This window comes from Actinokineospora baliensis (genome assembly GCF_016907695.1).
In the GTDB taxonomy this organism is placed as follows: Bacteria; Actinomycetota; Actinomycetes; order Mycobacteriales; family Pseudonocardiaceae; genus Actinokineospora; species Actinokineospora baliensis.
The window spans coordinates 641422-660253 of record NZ_JAFBCK010000001.1; the positions used below are offsets into that span (position 1 = coordinate 641422).

An 18832-nucleotide genomic window follows, 5' to 3' on the forward strand; every position below is an offset into this window, starting at 1 on the left:
AGGGTGCCCCGCGCCCCTCTTAGGTGACTGCCTTCTCCGGCTGCTGCTTCTTGCGCCGCCGGTAGTCGCCGACGCTGTCGACCGCGACCGCGCTGAACAGCGCCAGCATGCCGCCGCCCGCGAGGATGCCGCCGACCTTGGTGATCTTCGCCTTGGGCAGCTTCTCCGGCTCGTCCGGCGCGGCGACCACGCTGACGGTGACCCAGGTGCTCGGCGGCGCGCCGAGGGAGCGCTGCTTGTCGTCGAGGGACCTGCGGATCAGGTCGAACGCCTGCTTGCCCAGCTCCTTGGCCCGCGCCTGGGTCGCCCCCTCGACCTTGGCGGTCATGAACGGGCCCTCCCTGGTGATCTCGACGGCGTCCTTGGGCTGGGTGACCAGCTTGCCAGCCGAGACCGCGGTCTCCTCGATGAGCATGATCGTGATGGTGGACAGGGTCGGCGCGAAGGCCAGCAGGGCGTTGGTCTGCTCGAGCTGGCTCGGCGGGCGCACGATCCGGCCGTCCTTGGGGGCCAGCATGACCACGGTGCCGGTCCACTGGTAGCCCAGCGGGGTGGAGACGTAGGCGTAGCCAGCGCCGACGAGCGCGATGAGCAGCAGCGGCACGACCACCAGCCACCGCCGCACCAGCAGCGCGAAGAACTTCCCGAAGTACACCCGACGCTCCCGACACCTGAGGTCACCCAGGTCGGGTATCGCCGAGACCGACCTGGGTGTAACAGCAGCTCACCCTGTGCGACGAAGTTCACCGCCGCGGTCACCGGCCCGCCACTAGGGTTGGACCGGTGCTGCTGCCCACTCTGGCCGATCGCCCGGACCGTGTCGCGCTGCGCTTCGGGTCCGAGACCCTGACCTACGACGACCTGGCCCACTCCGCCCGGGGTACCGCCGCCGCTTTGGCCGGTGCCCGGCGCGTAGCGGTGTGGGCGACGCCTACTGCGCACACCTGCCTCGCGGTGGTGGGTGCCCTGGCCGCCGGGGTACCGGTGGTGCCGATCAACCCCAAGACCGGGGAACGCGAACTGGCGCACATCGTGGCCGACAGCGTCCCGGACGTCGTACTCGCCGAACCCGAGGTCGACCTACCGCCCGCGCTGGCTGGGCTCCCCCGTGTGACCGCGGGTCCTGGCGAAGGCCTCTTGCCGGAAGAGGCGGATCCGGAGACTCCGGCGTTCATCGTCTATACGTCCGGCACCACCGGCCCGCCCAAAGGCGTGCTGCTGCCGCGTAGGGCCATCGCCACGAACCTGGACGCGTTGGCGGCCGCGTGGGAGTGGACCGGCTCCGACACAGTGGTGCACGCGTTGCCGCTGTTCCACGTGCACGGTCTGATCCTGGGCGTACTGGGCCCGCTGCGGCTCGGCGGCACGGTATGGCACCTGGGTCGGTTCGACTCGGCGGCGGCCGGGGCGGCGCTGGCGGGCGAGGCGACGGTCATGTTCGGCGTGCCGACGATGTACCACCGGCTCGCCGCCGACTGCGAGGCCGACCCGGAGCTGGCAGCCGCGTTCGGCAAGGCCCGGTTGCTGGTGTCGGGTTCGGCGGCGCTGCCCGCCCGCGACCACACCCGGATCACCGCGGCGACCGGTCAACGCGTGGTCGAGCGGTACGGGATGACTGAGACGCTGATGAACTGCGCCATCCGCGCGGCGGGCGACCGCAGGCCGGGGACGGTGGGCCCGGCGGTCGACGGGGTCGAGGTGCGGGTCGTCAGCGAGTCGGGCGAGCACGTGCCCGACGGGGAGATCGGCGAGATCGAGGTGCGCGGGCCGAACTTGTTCCTCGGCTACCTCAACCGCCCCGACGCCACCGCCGGGGCCTTCCGCGACGGCTGGTTCCGCACGGGCGACATGGCGGTGCGCGAGCCGGACGGCTACCTGCGCATCGTCGGCAGGCGGGCGACCGACCTGATCAAGAGCGGCGGCTACAAGATCGGCGCGGGCGAGATCGAGAACGCGCTGCTGGAGCACCCGGCGGTGGTGGAGGCCGCGGTCACCGGGGAACCGGACGACGACCTCGGCGAGCGGATCGTGGCCTGGGTGGTGACCGCCGACCCGCGGCCGGGGGAACAGGAGTTGGCCGACCACGTGGCGAAGCTGCTGTCCCCGCACAAGCGGCCCCGGGTGGTGCGCTACCTGGACGCGTTGCCGCGCAACGAGTTGGGCAAGGTCACCAAGCGTGCGCTCGGGTGAGGGCGCGCGCGGTCTGATCGCCGCCGTCTGCACCGGGTTCGCGGAGTTCACCCCGGTCACCCAGGTCGGCGACGGCCCGCTGGGGTGGGCCGGGTACGCGGCGGCGCGGGAGCGGGCGACCGAGCGGACCGGTGAGACCGAGTCGGTGGTGTGCGGCACGGCCAGGATCGGCGGGACCGCGGCGGTGGTGGTGGCCTTCGACTTCCGCTTCCTCGGCGGGTCGGTGGGGACGGCGACCGGCGACCGGATCGTGCGGGCGTTCGACGAGGCCAGGCGCGCTGACCTGCCGCTGGTGTCGTTCCTGGCGACCGGCGGCAGCCGCATGCACGAGGGGATGCTGTCGCTGCGGCAGCTCCAGCGGATCACCCGGGCCGCGATCGGGGTGCGGCGCGTGTCGGTGCTGGGTGACCCGACCACCGGTGGCCTGTGGGCGTCGCTGGGGGCGGGCGCGGACGTGGTGATCGCGGTGGCCGGGGCCCAGGTCGGGTTCGCGGGCAGCCGGGTGCGGCCGGTCGCCGACGACCCCGCGTACACCGCCGAGGGGCAGTTCGCCGCCGGTCACGTGGACGAGGTGTGTGCGCCGGAGGGGGTGGCCGAGGCGGTCGAGCGGTGGCTGACCCTGCTGACCGCCCGGCCGGGTACAGCGGAAGTCCCCTACGCCATGGGGGAATCGACTCCTGCGGTCGACGGTTGGTCGGCGGTCCAGCGGGCCCGCGACCCGCGCCGCCCCCGGGCCGGGGCGTACCTCGACGCGTACTTCACGACCCGCCGCCACATCAGCGGCGACCGGGCGGGCGGAGTCGATCCCGGCATGCTCTGCGGAATCGGCCTGCACAACGCCCACGCTGTCGCGTTCGTGGCCCAGGCGGGCACCGCCACCACCCCGGCGGGCTTTCGCACCGCCACCCGGCTCATCCGTCTGGCCAACCGGATCGGCGTCCCTGTTTTGACCATTGTGGACACCCCGGGCGCGGCGAACGACCCCGCGGCCGAACGGGCCGGCGTCGGCCCGTCCATAGCGGAGCTGTTCGCCGCCGTCGCCGCGAGCACGGTCCCGGTGACAACCCTGGTGATCGGCGAAGGCGGCTCCGGCGGCGCACTGGCGCTCTCCGCCCCCGACAACACCTGGATCACCCCCGACGCCTACTTCTCGGTGATATCCCCAGAACTGTGCGCCGCCATCCTCAAACGCCCACCCGACGAGATCCCGGAGACGGCAGGCCAGCTGCGCCTCCGCCCCCAGGACCTCGTCGAGCTGGGCGTGGTGCGCGGAATCGCCCCTAGACGTTCGTGACGGACCACTGCTGGTTGTCGCCGCCGTGGCATTCCCACTGGATCACGTTGGCGCCGTCTTCTGTGTCGCCGCCGGTGATGTCGAGGCACTTGCCGCTGTGGACGGCTTGGAGTTCGTAGGTGGAGCCGGGGCCCGCGATGAGGCGCCACTGCTGGTTGAGGTCGCCGTGACACTCCCACTGGATCACGTTGGCGCCGTCGTCGGTGGAGGCGCCGTCGACGTCGAGGCACTTGCCGCTGGCGGCGCTGGAGATCTGGTAGATGTCGTTGGACTCGACCAGGACCAGTTGCCACAGCTGGTTCGTGCCGCCGTGGCAGGACCACTGGATGACGTTCGCGCCGTCCTCCAGGCTGCCGCCGTCGACGTCGAGGCACTTGTCGCTGCTCAGCGGCTTGAGCTCGTGCCAGACACCGCTGGTGCCCGCCACCGCCGGGAGCGCGCCGCCCGCGAGCAGCCCGAGCGCACCGATGACCGCACCAGCGACCTTGCGTGCCTTCATGAAGAGACCTCCAGCGTGAATGTCCAGACGGGACTGTCCCGTCTGGACACCACCCTGGCCGTACCGCGCCCGCGCGCCGATCCCCCAGTCGGCTTGTTCGCCGACCCGATCAGGTCAACCAGCGGTCCACGACCGCGGGCAGCTCCGAGAGCCGCTGCACGACCGCGTCCGGGGTCACCTCGACCGGGACCTGCTGCGCGAGCGGGATGTCGCTGTGCGGGACGAAGATGGTGCGCATCCCGACCGCCTTGGCGCCGCTGATGTCGTCGTAGGGCCGGTCGCCGACGTACACGCAGTCGGCCGGGTCGTCCACACCGACGGCGGCCATCGCGGCTTCGAACGCGGCCCTGTGCGGCTTGGTGTACTCGAGGTCGCTGCTCCAGACCCGGGCGTGGAACAGGTCCAGCACGCCGTCGCGGTGCAGCACCTCCTCGTGCCAGGCGGCGGGCCACGCGGTCGACGAAAGGACGCCGGTGCGCAGGCCGCGCTCGCGCAGCCCGGTCAGCATCGGCGCGACGTCCGGATCGGTGTGCGTCGCCTGGTCCCAGTAGCCGCGGAACGCCTGCAGCGCCTGTTCGTCGAAGGGCGCCTGCACCCCCTCCAGCACCTGGGCCAGGGTGAACGCCCGGTGCTCGTCGCGCACCAGCAGCCAGGCCGCGCTCTCCGCCGCGAACACGGTCGCGGCGAGGGTGCTCGCCGCGGACTCGTCATCGGGGTGCAGGACGTCGGCGTAGGCGCGCCAGGCCGCCAAGTGGTCGATGGTCACCCACGGGGTGAGCGTGCCACCCCAGTCAAAGATCACCGCGCGCACGGAAACCCCCAGAATCACCCGATCGGTCGGTCGACCCAGGCACCGTACCGCTCGACCGTGGCCACGCGGGAGTCGTCGGGGTGCCGGTCCAGCCGGATCAGCAGGTGGTCGGCGGAGAGCCGGTCCGCGCTGCCCTCGCCCCACTCGACGACCACGGCGGACTCGACCAGCTCGGTGTCCAGGTCGAGGTCGTCGAGCTCGTCGAGCGAGCCGCCGAGCCGGTAGGCGTCCACGTGCACCATCGGGATGCCCCTGGCCCCGGCCTTGTGCTCGCGGGCGATGATGAAGGTCGGGCTGCTGACCCGACCGGACACGCCCAGTCCCGCGCCGATGCCCTGCGCCAGCGCGGTCTTCCCGGCGCCGAGCGGCCCGGCGAGCAGCACCAGGTCGCCCGGCCGCAGCACACCGCCGAGGGCGCGGCCGAAGTCGTGGGTGTCGCGCGGGGTTGGCAGCCGCACGGTCTCTGCCATGGTCATCCTCCCTGGTGGCTCTCGCGCAGCAGCGTAGCCAGGTGCTCGGTGACCAGGTCCGCCCGCTCCAGCATCACCACGTGCCCGGCGCCGGGGACGCGGACCAGGGTCGCGTCGGGCAGCGCGGCGGCGATCCGCTCGGCGTGCGCGAACGGGGTCATCCAGTCGTGGTCGCCGCTGAGCACGAGCACGCGGCAGTGCTTGAGCCCGGCGAGCGCGGCGTAGCGGTTGTGGCTGCCGAGGGTGTCGACGAAGTCGGCCAGGACCCGCACCGGCGTCACGTCCAGCATCTTGACCAGGAAGTCGACCAGGCGGGGACTGGTGTTGCCCGGCCCGAAGCCGATGGTCCGCGCGGCTTGGCGGGTGATGCCGCCGCCCGCGGTGCGCACGAGTTCGACGGCGGCGGGCTGCCACTCGGCGACCCGGCCGAGCACCCTGGTCAGCGGGTTGTACTTGGACAGCAGCGGTCGGGGCAGGCCGCTGCGGCCGACCTCGCCCGCGGAGGTGCCGATGAGCGCGACGCCGGTGACCCGCTCGGCGAACAGCTCGGGGGCGCGTTCGGCCAGCGCCATGACGACCATGCCGCCCATGGAGTGTCCGATGAGGACGATCGGGCCGTCCGGCACGACCGCGCGCAGCACCTCGTCGAGGTCGGCGGCGAGTTGGTCGATCGTGCTGGCGGCCGCGGACGAGCGCCCCGACCGGCCGTGGCCGCGGTGGTCGTAGAGCACTTGGCGCACCCGGGGATCGACGAGGTCGGCCAGGTCGCGGCGCTGGAAGTGCCAGCCCAGCCTGCTCATGGCGAACCCGTGCACCAGCACCGCGGTGATCTCGGCCTGGCCGCCGTCCGCCGGGTCGACCTCTTCGTAGGACAGCAGCACGCCGTCGTCGGCGACCACCGACCCGGTCCGGTCCGGCACCAGTTCGCCCAGCGGCTCGTCCAGGTACGGGTCTTCGCGCGGTGAGCGCTTGCGCACGCCCACCGCGACGGCCGTCGCCGCCGCGGCGAGGACACCGGCTCCCGCGGCCAGCTTGCCGATCCGGTTCATCAGCCCAGGTACCTGCGGCGCACGCGCGGCCGGTACATGCCGGTGACGATCTCGTAGTCGATGGTGCCGATCGCGTCGGCCCACTCGGTGGCCGTGGGCTCGCCGCGCGCGGCGGACCCGAACAGCACGACCTCGTCGCCCTCGGAGACAGCCGCGTCACCGCAGTCGACGATGATCTGGTCCATGCACACGCGTCCCCGGATCGGCCGTCGCTCGCCCGCCAGCAGCACGTCCATCCGGTTGGACAGCAGCCGGGGCACACCGTCGGCGTAGCCCGCGGTGACCAACGCCAACGTGGTGTCGCGGCCCGCGGTCCACGTCTGTCCATACGAGACCGATTCGCCCGCGCGGACCCGTTTGACCAGCGCGACCTCCGAGCGGAAGCTCATCACCGGCCGCAGGTCTTCCTCTTGCGCCAACGGGTTGAGCCCGTACATGGCGATGCCGAGCCGGACCATGTCGAAGTGCAGGTCGGGCCGGTTGAGCGTGGCGGCCGAGTTGGCGAGGTGCCGCTTGGGCCGCAGCCCGGCGGCGAGCGCGATGTCGTACGCCTCGCCGAACCGCTTGGCCTGCTCGTCGGTCGCCGGGTGGGCGGGGTCGTCAGCGCACGCGAGGTGCGACCAGACCGCGTACACCTCGTTGTCCGACGCCGCCGCGGCTTCGACCAGTTCCGACCACGACTCCGGCGGGCACCCGTTGCGGCACAAGCCGGTGTCGACCTTCAGGTGGATCCTGGCCCCCGACAACCGCTCCAGCTGTTCCACAGAGGACACCCCGACGTCAACGCCCGCGTCGACGGCGGCGGACATGTCGGCGCCTGGTCCGTCCAACCAGGACAGAATGGGAGCTTCGATCCCGGCTTCCCGCAACACGAGCGCCTCGTTGAGCGAACACGAACCGAGCCAGGTCACGCCCGCTTCCAGTGCCGCCCTGGCGACCCGAACCGCGCCATGCCCGTACCCGTCGGCCTTGACCACCGCCATCGCCTCGGCACCGGACGCCCGCGCGACCAGCAGGGACACGTTGTGCCGCAACGCCTCCAGGTCGACAACAACTTCGGCCCGACTCATGACACCACCGACCTGATCGCTTCCGGCAGGGCTGACACGATCGCCGACGCGGGCGCCGGGGCACCGCGCGCGGCCAACTCCCCGGCCCGCACGTGCACGAACGCCGCGCACCCGGCGGCCAACAGCGGGTCCAGCCCGGCGGCCAGCAGCGCCCCGACCATCCCGGACAGCACGTCCCCGGACCCGGCCGTGGCCAACCAGTGCGACCGCGCCGGGTTCACCAGCACCGTCCCGCCTGCGTCCGCGATCACCGTCGCGTGCCCCTTGAGCAGCACTGTCACATCCAACTCCGCCGCCAACGCCACCGCGGCACCGACCCGGTCAGCACCGAGTTCGATCCCGCGCGGCTGCGCGATCCGCGCGAACTCCCGGTCGTGCGGGGTCAGCAGCACCGGCACGTCCGGGTCGCGCGCGTCCCACAGGTCCGGGTGCGCGGCCAGCAGCGTGATCCCGTCGGCGTCCACGCACACCGGGACACCGGCGCCGAGCACGTCCCCGAGCAGGTCCCTGGCGGCCTTACCGGTGCCCATCCCCGGTCCGACTACCCAGGCCTGGACCCGACCGGTGTCGCCGATCGACCCGGTCGCGATCACCTCCGGCCACCGCCGCCGCACCTCGTCGGCCGCCGATCCCACGTACCTGGTCAGCCCGGAGGTCGCGAGCACCGCGGCACCGACGGACAGCACTGCGGCACCCGGGTAGGTCGACGACCCGGCGGCCACCCCGACCACGCCCTGCGTGTACTTGTCGTCGCCCGCGCCCGGGAGCGGCCACGCCGACCCGACTTCCCGCTCCGACAGCACGGAGAACCTGGGTTCCGGCAGGTCAAGCCCCAGGTCGACCAGGTGAACGACCCCGCACCGGGCGGCGGCGAGGTAGTGCACCGGCTTGTGCCCGCCGAATGTCACCGTCACGTCGGCCGTCACCGCGGGCCCGCTCACCGCGCCCGTGTCCGGATCGACCCCGCTGGGCAGGTCGACCGCCACCACGGGCGCCTTGATCCGCGACACCGCGGCCGCGGCGGCGGGCCGCAGAGGTCCGCGCGCCGACAACCCCACGATCCCGTCGATGACCAGGTCCGCGAAGTCCAAGTCCGCCACCGTGCCGACCCGACCACCAGCGCGCTTCAAGGCGGCCAGCCCTTCGGCGTGCACGCGGTCGGGGTCGAGCAGGACAGCCGTCACCCCGACCGAGCGCTTGCGCAGGAACGCACCGGCCCAGAGCGCGTCGCCACCGTTGTCACCCGTGCCGACCAGCAGCGCGACCCGTCTGCCGGACACGCCGCCGGTGCGCTGCTCGAGCAGCCGGGCGGCGTGCAACGCGACGCCGTGCGCGGCTCTGCGCATGAGTGCGCCGGGCGCGGTCGCGGCCAGCACCAGCCGCTCGGCTTCGCGGATGGTCGCGGTGGTCCAGGCGCCCTGCACTCGCGCCTCCTATTCGACGGTGACCGACTTGGCCAGGTTGCGCGGCTTGTCCACGTCGTAGCCCCGGGACCGGGCGATCTCGGCGGCGAGGACCTGCAGCGGCACGGTCGACACCAGCGGCTGCAGCAGCGTCGGCACCGCCGGGATCTCGATGAGCTCGTCGGCGAACGGCCGCACGGTCTCGTCGCCATCCTCGGCGATGACGATGGTCCGGGCGCCGCGGGCCTGGATCTCGCTGATGTTGGACACCAGCTTCGAGTGCAGCACCGCGCGCCCCTTCGGCGAGGGCATCACCACGACCACCGGCAGGCCCGGCTCGATCAGCGCGATCGGCCCGTGCTTGAGCTCGCCAGCCGCGAAGCCCTCGGCGTGCATGTACGCCAACTCCTTGAGCTTGAGCGCGCCCTCCAGCGCCACCGGGTAGCCGACGTGCCGACCGAGGAACAGCACGGCCTTGGCGTCCGACAACTCCTGGCCGAGCGCCTGGACCTGGGCGGTGGTGCCCAACACCTGCCGCACGGCCTCGGGCATGGCGGCCAGCTCGTGGAACTCGCGGGCGACCTCGTCGGGGTACTTGGTGCCGCGCGCCTGCGCCAGGGCCAGGCCGACCAGGTAGTTCGCCGCGATCTGGGCGAGGAACGCCTTGGTCGAGGCGACCCCGATCTCGGGCCCGGCGTGGGTGTAGAGCACCGCGTCGGACTCGCGCGGGATCTGCGCGCCGTTGGTGTTGCAGACCGCCAGCACCCTGGCCTTCTGCTCGCGGGCGTGCCGCACGGCCTCCAGCGTGTCCGCGGTCTCGCCGGACTGCGACACGGCCACGACCAGGGTGTCGCGGTCGAGCACCGGGTCGCGGTAGCGGAACTCCGAGGCCAGCTCGACCTCGACCGGCAGCCGGGTCCAGTGCTCGATGGCGTACTTGGCGACCAGGCCGGAGTGGTAGGCCGACCCGCAGGCGACGACGAACACCTTGTCCACGTCGCGCAGGTCCTGATCGGAGAGCCGCTGCTCGTCGAGCACGATCCGGCCGTCGGCGAAGTGCCCGCGCAGGGTGTCGGCCAGCGCGGTCGGCTGCTCGTCGATCTCCTTGAGCATGAAGTACTCGTGGCCGCCCTTCTCGGCGGCCGAGAGGTCCCAGTCCACGGTGAACGGCTTGGCCGGGGCGGGCTCGCCGTGGAAGTCGAGCACCTCGTAGCCGCCGCGGGTGATCACCACCAGCTGGTCCTGGCCCAGCTCGACGGCCTCGCGGGTGTGCTCGATGAACGCGGCCACGTCCGAGGCGACGAAGGTCTCGCCGTCGCCGATGCCCAGCACCAGCGGGGAGCTGCGGCGGGCGGCGACGATCAGGTCCGGCTCGTCGGCGTGCGTGACGACCAGGGTGAACGCGCCCTCCAAGCGGCGGCACACGGCCCGAACGCTCGCGGGCAGGTCTCCACGGGTGTCGCCGTCGGCGTAGGCGCGGGCGACCAGGTGGGCCGCGGTCTCGGAGTCGGTGTCGCTGGCCAGCTCGACGCCAGCGGCCTCCAGCTCGGCGCGCAGCGAGGCGAAGTTCTCGATGATCCCGTTGTGCACGACCGCGACCCGACCGGTCGTGTCCCGGTGCGGGTGCGAGTTGCGGTCCACCGGGGCGCCGTGCGTGGCCCACCGGGTGTGCCCCATGCCCGCGGTACCCGCGAACCCCGCCCTGCCGACCTCGTCGAGCCGGGCCTCCAGGTTCGCCAGCCGACCGGCCTTGCGCTCCACGGCCAGCCCGTCGCCCACGAGGACGGCCACACCGGCCGAGTCGTACCCGCGGTACTCGAGCCTGCGCAGCCCGTCGAGCACCACGTCGAGAGCCGGTCTGTGCCCCACATATCCCACGATTCCGCACACGCGCACCAGGGTAACCACCGGTTAGTTCGACCACCGATAGGCTGGCCCCATGGCACGCACGGCCAAGCACCTGCTCGACGAGCTCGCCCGCCCCGGTCCGCACCAGGTCCTGCGCGGCGACCTGGCGTTGGTCGGCATGCCGGGGGTGGTGTTCACGCCTGCCGCGGGCCTCGGACTGCCCGCGATCGCGTTCGGCCACGGCTGGCTGCAGCCGCCCAGCCGGTACCGGGGCCTGTTCCGGCACCTGGCGTCCTGGGGCGTCGTGGTCGCCGCTCCCGGCACCCACGTCGGTCCACTCGGGTCGCACCGGCTGCTGGCGTCGGACCTGCGCACCGCGCTGGACGTCTGCTCGGGCGTCCGGCTCGGCGACGGGGCCATCAGCGTCGACCAGGACAAGCTCGGGCTGGCGGGGCACTCGACCGGGGGTGGGGCCGCCGCGCTGGCCGCAGCGGACGACCCCCGGGTCAAGGCGGTCGCCACGCTCGCCGCGGCCCAGACCAAGCCCTTCGCGACCGACGCCGCCGCCCGCTGCCGCGTCCCGTCCCTGCACCTGGTCGGCGGGAACGACCTGGTGGCGCCGCCCAGCGCGCACGGCGAGCTGATCGCGCAGGCGTGGGGCGGGCCGACGCAGCTGCGGACGCTGCCGAAGGCGTCGCACCTGGGGTTCGCCGAGGGCAAGCACTGGAGCGGGCTGCTGGTCCACGGCAAGTCCGAGCACGCCACGCAACGGGTCAGCCGGGCCCTGCTCACCGCGTTCTTCCTGGTGCACCTGGCTGGCCAGAAGACCTACCAGCCGCTGCTGGACGAGCCGGTGAAGGCGGCCCCGGTCACCTTCGAGACCGTCAGCGCTTAGTCATCCAGCTGACGTTGAACACGCCGGTGTCGTTCGGGTCTTCCGCCCACGACCGCCTCTTACGCGCGGGGCGTTCGTCCGGCTTGGCCATGTCCTGCTCATAGGCGGCCCGCGAGCGCGCTAGCTCGTCGGACAGGGCCCTACTGAGCTGCTGGAACGGCGCGCGTATGGCCCGCACGGTCGGGTCGTTGTCGTCGAGCACGGTCAGCCCCTGGCTCGGTTGGCCGGGTCCTCGCCGACAACGCCGCCGAACCGGGCAGCCGGGTCTTCTTCGTCGAAGAGGCTGCCGACGAGCTTCCACTGGCTGCTCTTGCGCTCGGAGTCACCGCCGCCCTGGCCGCCCATGCCCCCCATCCCACCCATCATCCCGCCGCCGCCTCCGAAACCGCTCTGGCCCGACGTCGCGGCTGCCGGGACAGCGGCTGCGGGCTGGCGCTGGGGTTCGGCGCTCGGTGGCACCTCGGCGCCGGTGGCCGCGCCGGGCCCCGGCTCGCGGACCGACGGGGTGCCGGGCGCGTTCCCCCCGGAATGCGCGGGTGCCTGCTGCGCGGGTGGGGTCTGCGGGACTGGGCTCTGTGCGGCGGGAGTTGGTTCGGCGGGCTGGGTCTGCGGGGGTGGCCGGCGCAGGCCGTCGATGACGTACTGCTTGCCGTCCACCGCGACCGCCACCGAATCCGGCCGCGCCGTCACCTCGACCACCGGAGAGTCCACTGTGGACCTCTCGGGCAGGAGGGAGGCGAAGAGGCCCCAGGCGTCGGTGGTGGCCTTGTGCACGGCGGCCAGGTCCCGGCGGAACCGGGCGATCGCGGCCTCGTACCTGGCGCAGTACCCGTCGAGGTACTCGATCACCTCGGCGGTCGGCCACGGTTCTTCGCCTGGGGCGTTCAGTTCGTGCGCACCGCGCGAACGCAGCAGGTCGACGGGGTTCGCCCGCACCGCGCCGTCGAGCCGGTCGATCTGGGTGAGCCTGGTCGGCAGGTGGTCCACTTCGAGCCCGCGCACGGTGTCGGCCTGCTCCGCCCACCCCCGAAGGGCAGTGCGGACAACCTCCCGCGCCCCGTCCACCGCCGCCGCGAGCCGCACCGACGACTCCTGCCACCCACGGGCCTTCACCGCGAACTCGTCAAACCGCCCCGCGGCCAAGTCCGCCCCACGCCCACCCCAGGTGTCGGCCAACCTGCCCCGCAACCCGGCGGCCCCATCCCGCACCGCCCCAGCCGCGTCCGCGATCGAAGCCAACCGCTCAGCGGCGGCCGAGAGCGCCCCGAAGTCGGTGCCCCGCAAGTCATCGATCAACCGCTCATCGCGCGGCCCCCACGTCTCCTGCCGCCACCCCCCAGCCGCGGCCGGGTGGTCGCGCCACCGCTGGAAGACCGCCCCACCCTCCCGAGTGGACAGAGCAAGCCGAACCCCGGCCAATCCCCCGTCCACCACCACATCAGCCAAGTCGATCTCCCTGACCGGCTCGACCAACACCTCCCGCACCACCCCAGCCGTCACCGCTCACCCGCCCGCGTGATCCGAGCGGCGGCGTCCCGGTCCACCTCAACAACCCGCTCCGCGGCCTTGACCAGCCCGGAGACCGCGTTCTCCAGATCAGGCGCCGCGCGCTCGACCTCCGCCAGGATCCCGTCGTGCCAGGTGGCGAAGGCTTCGCCCGCGCGGGCGCCCAACGGGCCGAATTGGCGCGGGGTCAGGGTTTCGGCCTTGGCGAAGGCCGCGATGTCGGCTACCGCGGTGCGGAGGTCGTCGACCTCGGCGGCGAGGGCGGTGATCGCCTCGTGGTCGATGCGCAGGCTCACCGCACCCAGCTCCGGCCGGACCAGTCGTCGTCCTGGTCGTCGGTGGGGGTGGGGGCTTGGCGGCGGGGTGGGGGCGGGGGTGCCTCGTCCTCAACTGCGAACGACAGGACGGAGGGGCGTTGGTCGCGGGGCCAGGTGGGGGTTTCCGCCGGGGCCGGTCGGGGAGCGGGTTCGGGGGTGTGCGGCGGGGTGGGTCCGTCGTCTTCGGCGGTGAAGGACAGGACGGTGGGGCGGGTTTCGCGGGTCCAGGTGGTCGCCTTCTCCTCAGCGGCCTCGGCTTGGGCCTTGGCGAACTCCGCTTTGGCCGCCTCGTGCGCCGCGTTGATCGCGGGTAAGGCCTCGGCGGCGACCCGGTCGCGCTCGGCGGCGGCCGCGTCGTGCTTGGCCAGGTCGGCGGCGAACTCCTCGCCGATCTGGTTGACCCTGGCGGCGTGCTGCGCGGCGATGTCCTCGTAGCGGGCCAACACCTGCCTGCTCTCCGGCGTCATGGTCACCGCCCCCCGTCGAACACGGTGCTGATCCGGGCTTCGGCCTCGCTGAAGTCGTCGTCGAAGAGGGTTCCGCTGGTGCGCCACTGCGACCCGGCGCGCTCGGAGTCACCCGAGCCGTTGCCGCCGCCACCGCCCATCGCGCCCATCGGCATGCCGCCGAGGCCGGAGCCCGCCTGCCCGCCCGCCGGGTCGCCGCCGCCGGGTTGGGCGGTGGCCAGACCGGCCTCACCGGCGCCGGAGGCCTGGGTGGCGCTGGACATGTCGTCGGCCCGGTCGAGGTCGTCGAACACGCTGCCCGCCGCGCCCCAGGCGCCGGACTGCTCGCTGGCCGCGTAGGTCGACTGCGTCCCGGACGCCTCGGCGCCAGCGGGTTCCGGTGCGCCGGGGAGGTCACCGGCGAAAGCGCTTGCGACCGGCCTGGCCACTGGCTCGGCGGTGGCGGACCCGGTCTGCGGCGTGTCGACGGTCGGCGCGCTCGGGTCCTGGTAGTCCACGGTGTAGGTGACCGGCTCGCCGGTGCCGTCGGACACGGTGATCTTGACGGTGTCCGGGGCGTCAGCGGGCCGCTCGGCGGTGATGGTCAGGTCACCGTCCTGGATCACCGCCTTGCCGTCCGGTCCAGCCTGGACGTGCCGCACGGCGTCGGCCTGGTCGGTCGGACCGAAGCCCGGGTCCAACCGCGCCGGGTCGGCCCCGGAGCCAGGCGCACCCGGTGTGTCCGGTGTGGACGCCCCGAAGTCGAGCTCGTAGGTCTTAGGCGTGCCGGACCCGTCGTCGACGGTGACGGTGACCCGCCCCTGGCCGTCCGGGCTCTGCACACTGATCGACCGGTCACCGTCGGTGATCGTCACCGTCTCCGGCGCACCGGTCGCGGGGACCTCGGGCGTCGTCGTGGGGACCTCGGGCGCCTCCGGCATGACCGAGGCCGGGTCGGTCGGCTGCGGCATCTGCATCGGCTCGACGTTCGCCTTGACCGGCCCGCCACCACCGCCGCCTCCACCACCCCCGCCGCCGGTGTCGGTGGGCCCGCCGCCGGTGTCCACCGGCTTCTTCTCCTCGGGCTTCTTCTCTTCCGGCTTCTTCTCCTCGGGCGGCGGCTGGGACGGCCCGGCGAGGCTGAGCTTGCCGAACGGGTCGGCGGTCATGGTGATGGTCGCCGAGTTGAGCTCGTCCCACGCGGCCTCGACGGCCTTGATGGTCTCCTCGATCTGACGGCGGAAGTTGCCGATGGTGAGGAAGTAGCACTCGCAGAAGTCGTTGAGCTCGCGGCAGACGATGTCGGACCAGACGTTGTCGCCGTCGGTGAGGTACGCCTGGCTCGCCCCGTGCAGGGTCTCCGCCGTCATCGGCACGGTGTCGAGGAACAGCAGGCCCTGGCCGAAGCCGCTGAGCGTGGTGACCTCCTCGCGGGCGGAGAACCCGCCCTTCCAGACGCCGTGCTCGAGCATCCGGCCCATCTCGTTGATGTACTTCTCGTACCGGTCGCGGGGGAACACGACGATGCCGGGGCTGCCGATGGACAGGCTCGCGTACCGCTCCATGATCGGCTTGCCGCCCACGTCGGACGAGGTGCCGAACCCGGCGAGCTTCTCGACCACGGCGCGCGTGGCCGACCTGGCACCGTCGACGTGGTCGCGCAGTTCGCCGAGCAGCGCCTGGTAGTCCATCGAGGCCGACCGCAGGTCGTTGATCTTGGCGGTGGCCGCTTCACCGGCCTTGCTGCTCCACGCACCCTGCAGCTTGGTGGCCACCGCGCCCGCGGCGCCGTCCATCGCGCCCGCAGCCTTGGCCAGGTTGTCCAGCCTGCCCCTGGCGCCCCAGAGGTAGCCCCAGTTGATGATCTTGAGCTTCCACATGCCGCCGGAGGAGTCGGTCTTCTCCTGCCAGCCGTCGCCGCACGCGGGCTGCGCCGACCACTTGCTCCGGTTGCCCGGCAGGCACGCCGGGTGGTTGCGCCACAGGTCGTAGAGGTGACCGAGCTGGTCCTTGCCCATGATCTTGGTGAAGGGGTCCAGCTTGGCCAGCATGGCCTCGGAGTGGTCCTCGGTGTGCACGTCCGAGGGGGTCTGCAGGGCGTCCTGGACCTCGTGGCTGAACTGACCGGCCATCGACTACTTACCCCCAGCCGCGGTGATGCCCCACGCGTTGTCGACGTCGGTGCCGTCGGTCGCCTTGGCGGTCTCGGTCAGCCGCTTGGCCGCCTCGACGCAGTACTGCTGCGCCTTGCCGACCGACCCCGCGAGCTGCTGGACGACGCCGTTGAACGCCCCGAACGCCGCCGCCCCGTCCGCCGTGCCGCCGAAGTGCTCCTGCTTGAGCCCGTCCCCGGCGGCGTAGCGCTGCACCTCCTGCAGCGAGACGGCCAGATCGGCCATGTCCAGACCAGCGGACCGCACCACCTCGTGGTCCATCTTCATGGTCTCGTCCAGCGCCACAGCTCCCCCTGACTCTCCGGCCCCTCGATGTCGTCGTGCGTTGGACGCGACCCGCTGACCTGCGGTGCCGTCACTTACGCAAAGAAGAAACTACCGACTCCACCTGTGCATCGACCCAGGAATCACTGCATTCACTGCGGCGGGCGGTCCGGGTGCTGCGGCGGACGCTGGTCGGGCCGCTGGCGCGGCGGCTGCCGCCGGGCGCGCTTGCGCCGCACCAGCACCATGACACCACTGATGACCCCACCGGCGATGGCTCCCGCCAGCATGCTCTCGAGGATGGATCCCAACTCCACTACCGGTCTCCCCCGTGCGGTGGCTCCAGCCTGCGCAGCTGTTCGCGCAGGCGGGCCAGTTCGGCGATGTCGCGCTCGCGGAGTTCGCGGGCCCTGCGCTGCTTCTCCGCGGTCCTGGCCACCACCACGACGGTGACCAGGATGAGGGCGACGACCAGCACGATCAGGAACTCGGACAGCCCGATGCTCACGGCGAACCCCCCTCCGGCGCGGGCATGGTAACCACGGCCCGCGCCGGGGGGTTAGGACTCAGCGCACTCGGCGCTCAGACACCGGCGACGACGGCGGCGAGGCGGTCGGCGGCGGTTTGGGCGGCTTCCTCGCTGGGCGCCTCGACCATGACCCGGACCAGCTGCTCGGTGCCCGAGGGGCGCAGCAGCACCCGGCCGGTGTCGCCGAGCTCGGCTTCCACGGCGGCCACGGCCGAGCTGACCAGCGGGGACGCCGCGACGGTCGCCTTGTCGGTGACCTTGACGTTGACCAGGACCTGCGGCATGCGGGTCATCACGCCCGCCAGCTCGGCGAGCGGGCGGCCGGTGGCGGCCACGCGGGCCATCAGGCGCATGGCGGTGAGCAGGCCGTCGCCGGTGGTGGCGTGGCCGGGGATGAGGACGTGGCCGGACTGCTCGCCGCCGAGGGCGAGGCCGGTGGCGCGCAGCTCCTCGAGCACGTAGCGGTCGCCGACGGCGGTGGTGCGCAGCTTCAGGCCGGCGTCGCGCATGGCCACGTGCAGGCCCAGGTTGCTCATCACGGTGACCACGAAGCTGTCGTCGACCAGCTCACCGGCGTCGCGCATGGCCAGGGCGAGCACGGCCATGATCTGGTCGCCGTCGATGACCGCGCCGGTGGCGTCAACGGCCAGGCAGCGGTCGGCGTCGCCGTCGTGCGCGATGCCCAGGTCAGCGCCCTCGGCGAGCACGGCGGCGCGCAGGTCGTCGAGGTGGGTGGAGCCGCAGCCGTCGTTGATGTTCTCGCCGTCGGGCAGGGCGTGGATCGCGATGACCTCGGCGCCCGCCTCCCGGTAGGCCTGCGGCGCGGCGGCCCAGGCGGCCCCGTTGGCGCAGTCGACGACGACCTTGAGGCCGTCGAGCCGGTTGGGGACCGCGGCCAGCAGGTGCGCGACGTAGCGGTCGTGCGCGTCGGCGATGTCGTAGATCCGGCCGACCCCGGCGCCGGTGGGGCGCTCGGCAGGCGAGTCCAGACCGGCCTCGATCGCGTCCTCGATGGCGTCGGGCAGCTTGTGCCCGCCCGCGGCGAACAGCTTGATCCCGTTGTCCGGCATCGGGTTGTGCGAGGCGGAGATCATCACGCCCAGGTCGGCGCCCAGCGCGCCGACCAGGAAGGCCACCGCCGGGGTGGGCACCACGCCGACCTGCATGACGTCGGCACCGGCCGAGGCCAGCCCGGCGGCCACGGCGGCCTGCAGCATCTCACCGCTGGCCCTCGGGTCGCGGCCGACCACGGCGACCGGGCGGTGCGAGGTGTCGCGCGCGGCGAGCACCCTGGCCGCCGCCGCGGCGACCGACATCGCCAGTTCCGGGGTGAGGTCCGCGTTGGCGAGACCGCGTACGCCGTCGGTGCCGAACAGTCGAGCCATGGACTGGTTCCTCCACGTGTGGGGACGGGGGTGGGAGGCAGGGGTGGGCCGAGCCGGGTGGGACTGGTGGGACGACCGGGGGGAAAAGCACAGCGGGAGCAGCCTGTTCGGTGTCGAACGGAGCTGCTCCCGCTGGGTCGTGCTGTGGCTGACGCCGAAGGGTCAGCGCTTGCTGTACTGAGGCGCCTTGCGGGCCTTCTTCAGGCCGTACTTCTTGCGCTCCTTGGCCCGCGGGTCACGGGTGAGGAAGCCTGCCTTCTTCAGGACCGGGCGGTCCTCGGAGTCGAGCTCGATCAGCGCGCGGGCGATCGCCAGGCGCAGCGCACCGGCCTGGCCGGTGATGCCGCCGCCGTGCAGGTTGGCGCGGATGTCGAAGGACTCGGGCTTCTCGACGACCACGAGCGGCTCGCGGATGAGCTGCTGGTGGACCTTGTTCGGGAAGTAGTCCTCGAGCGACTTGCCGTTGAGCAGGAACTTGCCGGAGCCCGGGGTGATCCGGACGCGGACGACGGCCTCCTTGCGGCGGCCGACGGTCTGCGCGGTCTCCGAGGTCAGGTGCGGCAGCGCCGGGGCCGGGGCCTCGGCGGCGTCGGCGGCGTCGTTGTCGAGCGCGTCGAACTCGGCGACGGCGGCCGCCTCGTCGGTCTCGGCAGCGGTCTCGTCGGCGTCGACCTCAGCCACC

General features: G+C 72.8%; 21 protein-coding genes. 3 read left to right on the forward strand and 18 right to left on the reverse strand.

Translation table 11 applies throughout. The features are described 5' to 3' along the window. Positions 1-19: 19 nt before the first annotated feature. A complete protein-coding gene (locus JOD54_RS02575) occupies positions 20-655 on the reverse strand; it encodes a hypothetical protein (protein ID WP_204449004.1) in 636 nt (211 codons plus the stop codon). 128 nt (positions 656-783) lie between these two features. On the opposite strand from JOD54_RS02575, the gene JOD54_RS02580 reads away from it, so the two are divergent. Continuing rightward, complete coding sequence (locus JOD54_RS02580) at positions 784-2190, forward strand: acyl-CoA synthetase (protein WP_204449005.1); 1407 nt, start codon at positions 784-786, stop codon at positions 2188-2190. Further along, entirely contained in the window at positions 2177-3484 is a 1308-nt protein-coding gene (locus tag JOD54_RS02585; protein WP_204449006.1) for a carboxyl transferase domain-containing protein, read from the forward strand. The genes JOD54_RS02580 and JOD54_RS02585 overlap by 14 nt, the downstream gene beginning before the upstream one ends. On the opposite strand, the gene JOD54_RS02590 is transcribed toward JOD54_RS02585, so the two are convergent. The 7 genes from JOD54_RS02590 to glmS all read right to left on the reverse strand — a co-directional run bounded on the left by JOD54_RS02590 (position 3471) and on the right by glmS (position 10676). After that, entirely contained in the window at positions 3471-3983 is a 513-nt protein-coding gene (locus JOD54_RS02590; RefSeq protein WP_239573260.1) for an RICIN domain-containing protein, read from the reverse strand. The two genes, JOD54_RS02585 and JOD54_RS02590, sit on opposite strands and share 14 nt — an antisense overlap. 109 nt (positions 3984-4092) lie before the next feature. Continuing rightward, on the reverse strand, positions 4093-4785 hold the full coding sequence (locus JOD54_RS02595; protein WP_307859806.1) for an HAD family hydrolase: 693 nt from the start codon (positions 4783-4785) through the stop codon (positions 4093-4095). A gap of 23 nt (positions 4786-4808) precedes the next feature. Next, a complete protein-coding gene (tsaE, locus tag JOD54_RS02600; RefSeq protein ID WP_204449008.1) occupies positions 4809-5264 on the reverse strand; it encodes a tRNA (adenosine(37)-N6)-threonylcarbamoyltransferase complex ATPase subunit type 1 TsaE in 456 nt (151 codons plus the stop codon). Positions 5265-5266: 2 nt separating this feature from the next. Further along, on the reverse strand, positions 5267-6313 hold the full coding sequence (locus tag JOD54_RS02605; RefSeq protein ID WP_204449009.1) for an alpha/beta fold hydrolase: 1047 nt from the start codon (positions 6311-6313) through the stop codon (positions 5267-5269). Continuing rightward, positions 6313-7383, reverse strand: coding sequence for an alanine racemase (alr, locus tag JOD54_RS02610; RefSeq protein ID WP_204449010.1), 1071 nt, complete (start codon positions 7381-7383; stop codon positions 6313-6315). The genes JOD54_RS02605 and alr overlap by 1 nt, the downstream gene beginning before the upstream one ends. After that, positions 7380-8807, reverse strand: coding sequence for an NAD(P)H-hydrate dehydratase (locus JOD54_RS02615; RefSeq protein ID WP_204449011.1), 1428 nt, complete (start codon positions 8805-8807; stop codon positions 7380-7382). The genes alr and JOD54_RS02615 overlap by 4 nt, the downstream gene beginning before the upstream one ends. 9 nt (positions 8808-8816) lie before the next feature. Continuing rightward, a complete protein-coding gene (gene glmS / locus JOD54_RS02620) occupies positions 8817-10676 on the reverse strand; it encodes a glutamine--fructose-6-phosphate transaminase (isomerizing) (RefSeq protein WP_204449012.1) in 1860 nt (619 codons plus the stop codon). A gap of 49 nt (positions 10677-10725) precedes the next feature. Between glmS and JOD54_RS02625 the strand changes: the two genes are divergently transcribed. Next, complete coding sequence (locus JOD54_RS02625; protein ID WP_204449013.1) at positions 10726-11529, forward strand: dienelactone hydrolase family protein; 804 nt, start codon at positions 10726-10728, stop codon at positions 11527-11529. On the opposite strand, the gene JOD54_RS02630 is transcribed toward JOD54_RS02625, so the two are convergent. The 10 genes from JOD54_RS02630 to rpsI form a co-directional block, all read right to left on the reverse strand. Next, entirely contained in the window at positions 11519-11731 is a 213-nt protein-coding gene (locus JOD54_RS02630; RefSeq protein WP_204449014.1) for a hypothetical protein, read from the reverse strand. The genes JOD54_RS02625 and JOD54_RS02630 overlap by 11 nt on opposite strands. A gap of 2 nt (positions 11732-11733) precedes the next feature. Then, the gene (locus tag JOD54_RS02635) at positions 11734-13029 is read right to left on the reverse strand and encodes a WXG100 family type VII secretion target (protein ID WP_204449015.1); all 1296 of its coding nucleotides are present in this window, start codon (positions 13027-13029) and stop codon (positions 11734-11736) included. Further along, entirely contained in the window at positions 13026-13331 is a 306-nt protein-coding gene (locus tag JOD54_RS02640; protein ID WP_204449016.1) for a hypothetical protein, read from the reverse strand. Before JOD54_RS02640 ends, JOD54_RS02635 begins: the two co-directional genes overlap by 4 nt. Continuing rightward, the gene (locus tag JOD54_RS02645; protein WP_204449017.1) at positions 13328-13825 is read right to left on the reverse strand and encodes a hypothetical protein; all 498 of its coding nucleotides are present in this window, start codon (positions 13823-13825) and stop codon (positions 13328-13330) included. Before JOD54_RS02645 ends, JOD54_RS02640 begins: the two co-directional genes overlap by 4 nt. Then, on the reverse strand, positions 13822-15930 hold the full coding sequence (locus JOD54_RS02650; RefSeq protein WP_204449018.1) for a hypothetical protein: 2109 nt from the start codon (positions 15928-15930) through the stop codon (positions 13822-13824). The genes JOD54_RS02645 and JOD54_RS02650 overlap by 4 nt, the downstream gene beginning before the upstream one ends. Before the next feature lie 3 nt (positions 15931-15933). Further along, the gene (locus JOD54_RS02655; RefSeq protein WP_204449019.1) at positions 15934-16257 is read right to left on the reverse strand and encodes a hypothetical protein; all 324 of its coding nucleotides are present in this window, start codon (positions 16255-16257) and stop codon (positions 15934-15936) included. Positions 16258-16388: 131 nt separating this feature from the next. Next, positions 16389-16553, reverse strand: coding sequence for a hypothetical protein (locus tag JOD54_RS02660; protein WP_204449020.1), 165 nt, complete (start codon positions 16551-16553; stop codon positions 16389-16391). Then, the gene (locus JOD54_RS02665) at positions 16553-16744 is read right to left on the reverse strand and encodes a hypothetical protein (protein WP_204449021.1); all 192 of its coding nucleotides are present in this window, start codon (positions 16742-16744) and stop codon (positions 16553-16555) included. Before JOD54_RS02665 ends, JOD54_RS02660 begins: the two co-directional genes overlap by 1 nt. 74 nt (positions 16745-16818) lie before the next feature. Then, the gene (gene glmM, locus JOD54_RS02670; RefSeq protein ID WP_204449022.1) at positions 16819-18150 is read right to left on the reverse strand and encodes a phosphoglucosamine mutase; all 1332 of its coding nucleotides are present in this window, start codon (positions 18148-18150) and stop codon (positions 16819-16821) included. A gap of 162 nt (positions 18151-18312) precedes the next feature. Beyond that, positions 18313-18831: a 30S ribosomal protein S9 gene (gene rpsI / locus JOD54_RS02675; protein ID WP_204456033.1), complete on the reverse strand. Its 519-nt coding sequence runs from the start codon at positions 18829-18831 to the stop codon at positions 18313-18315. Position 18832: the final 1 nt, after the last annotated feature.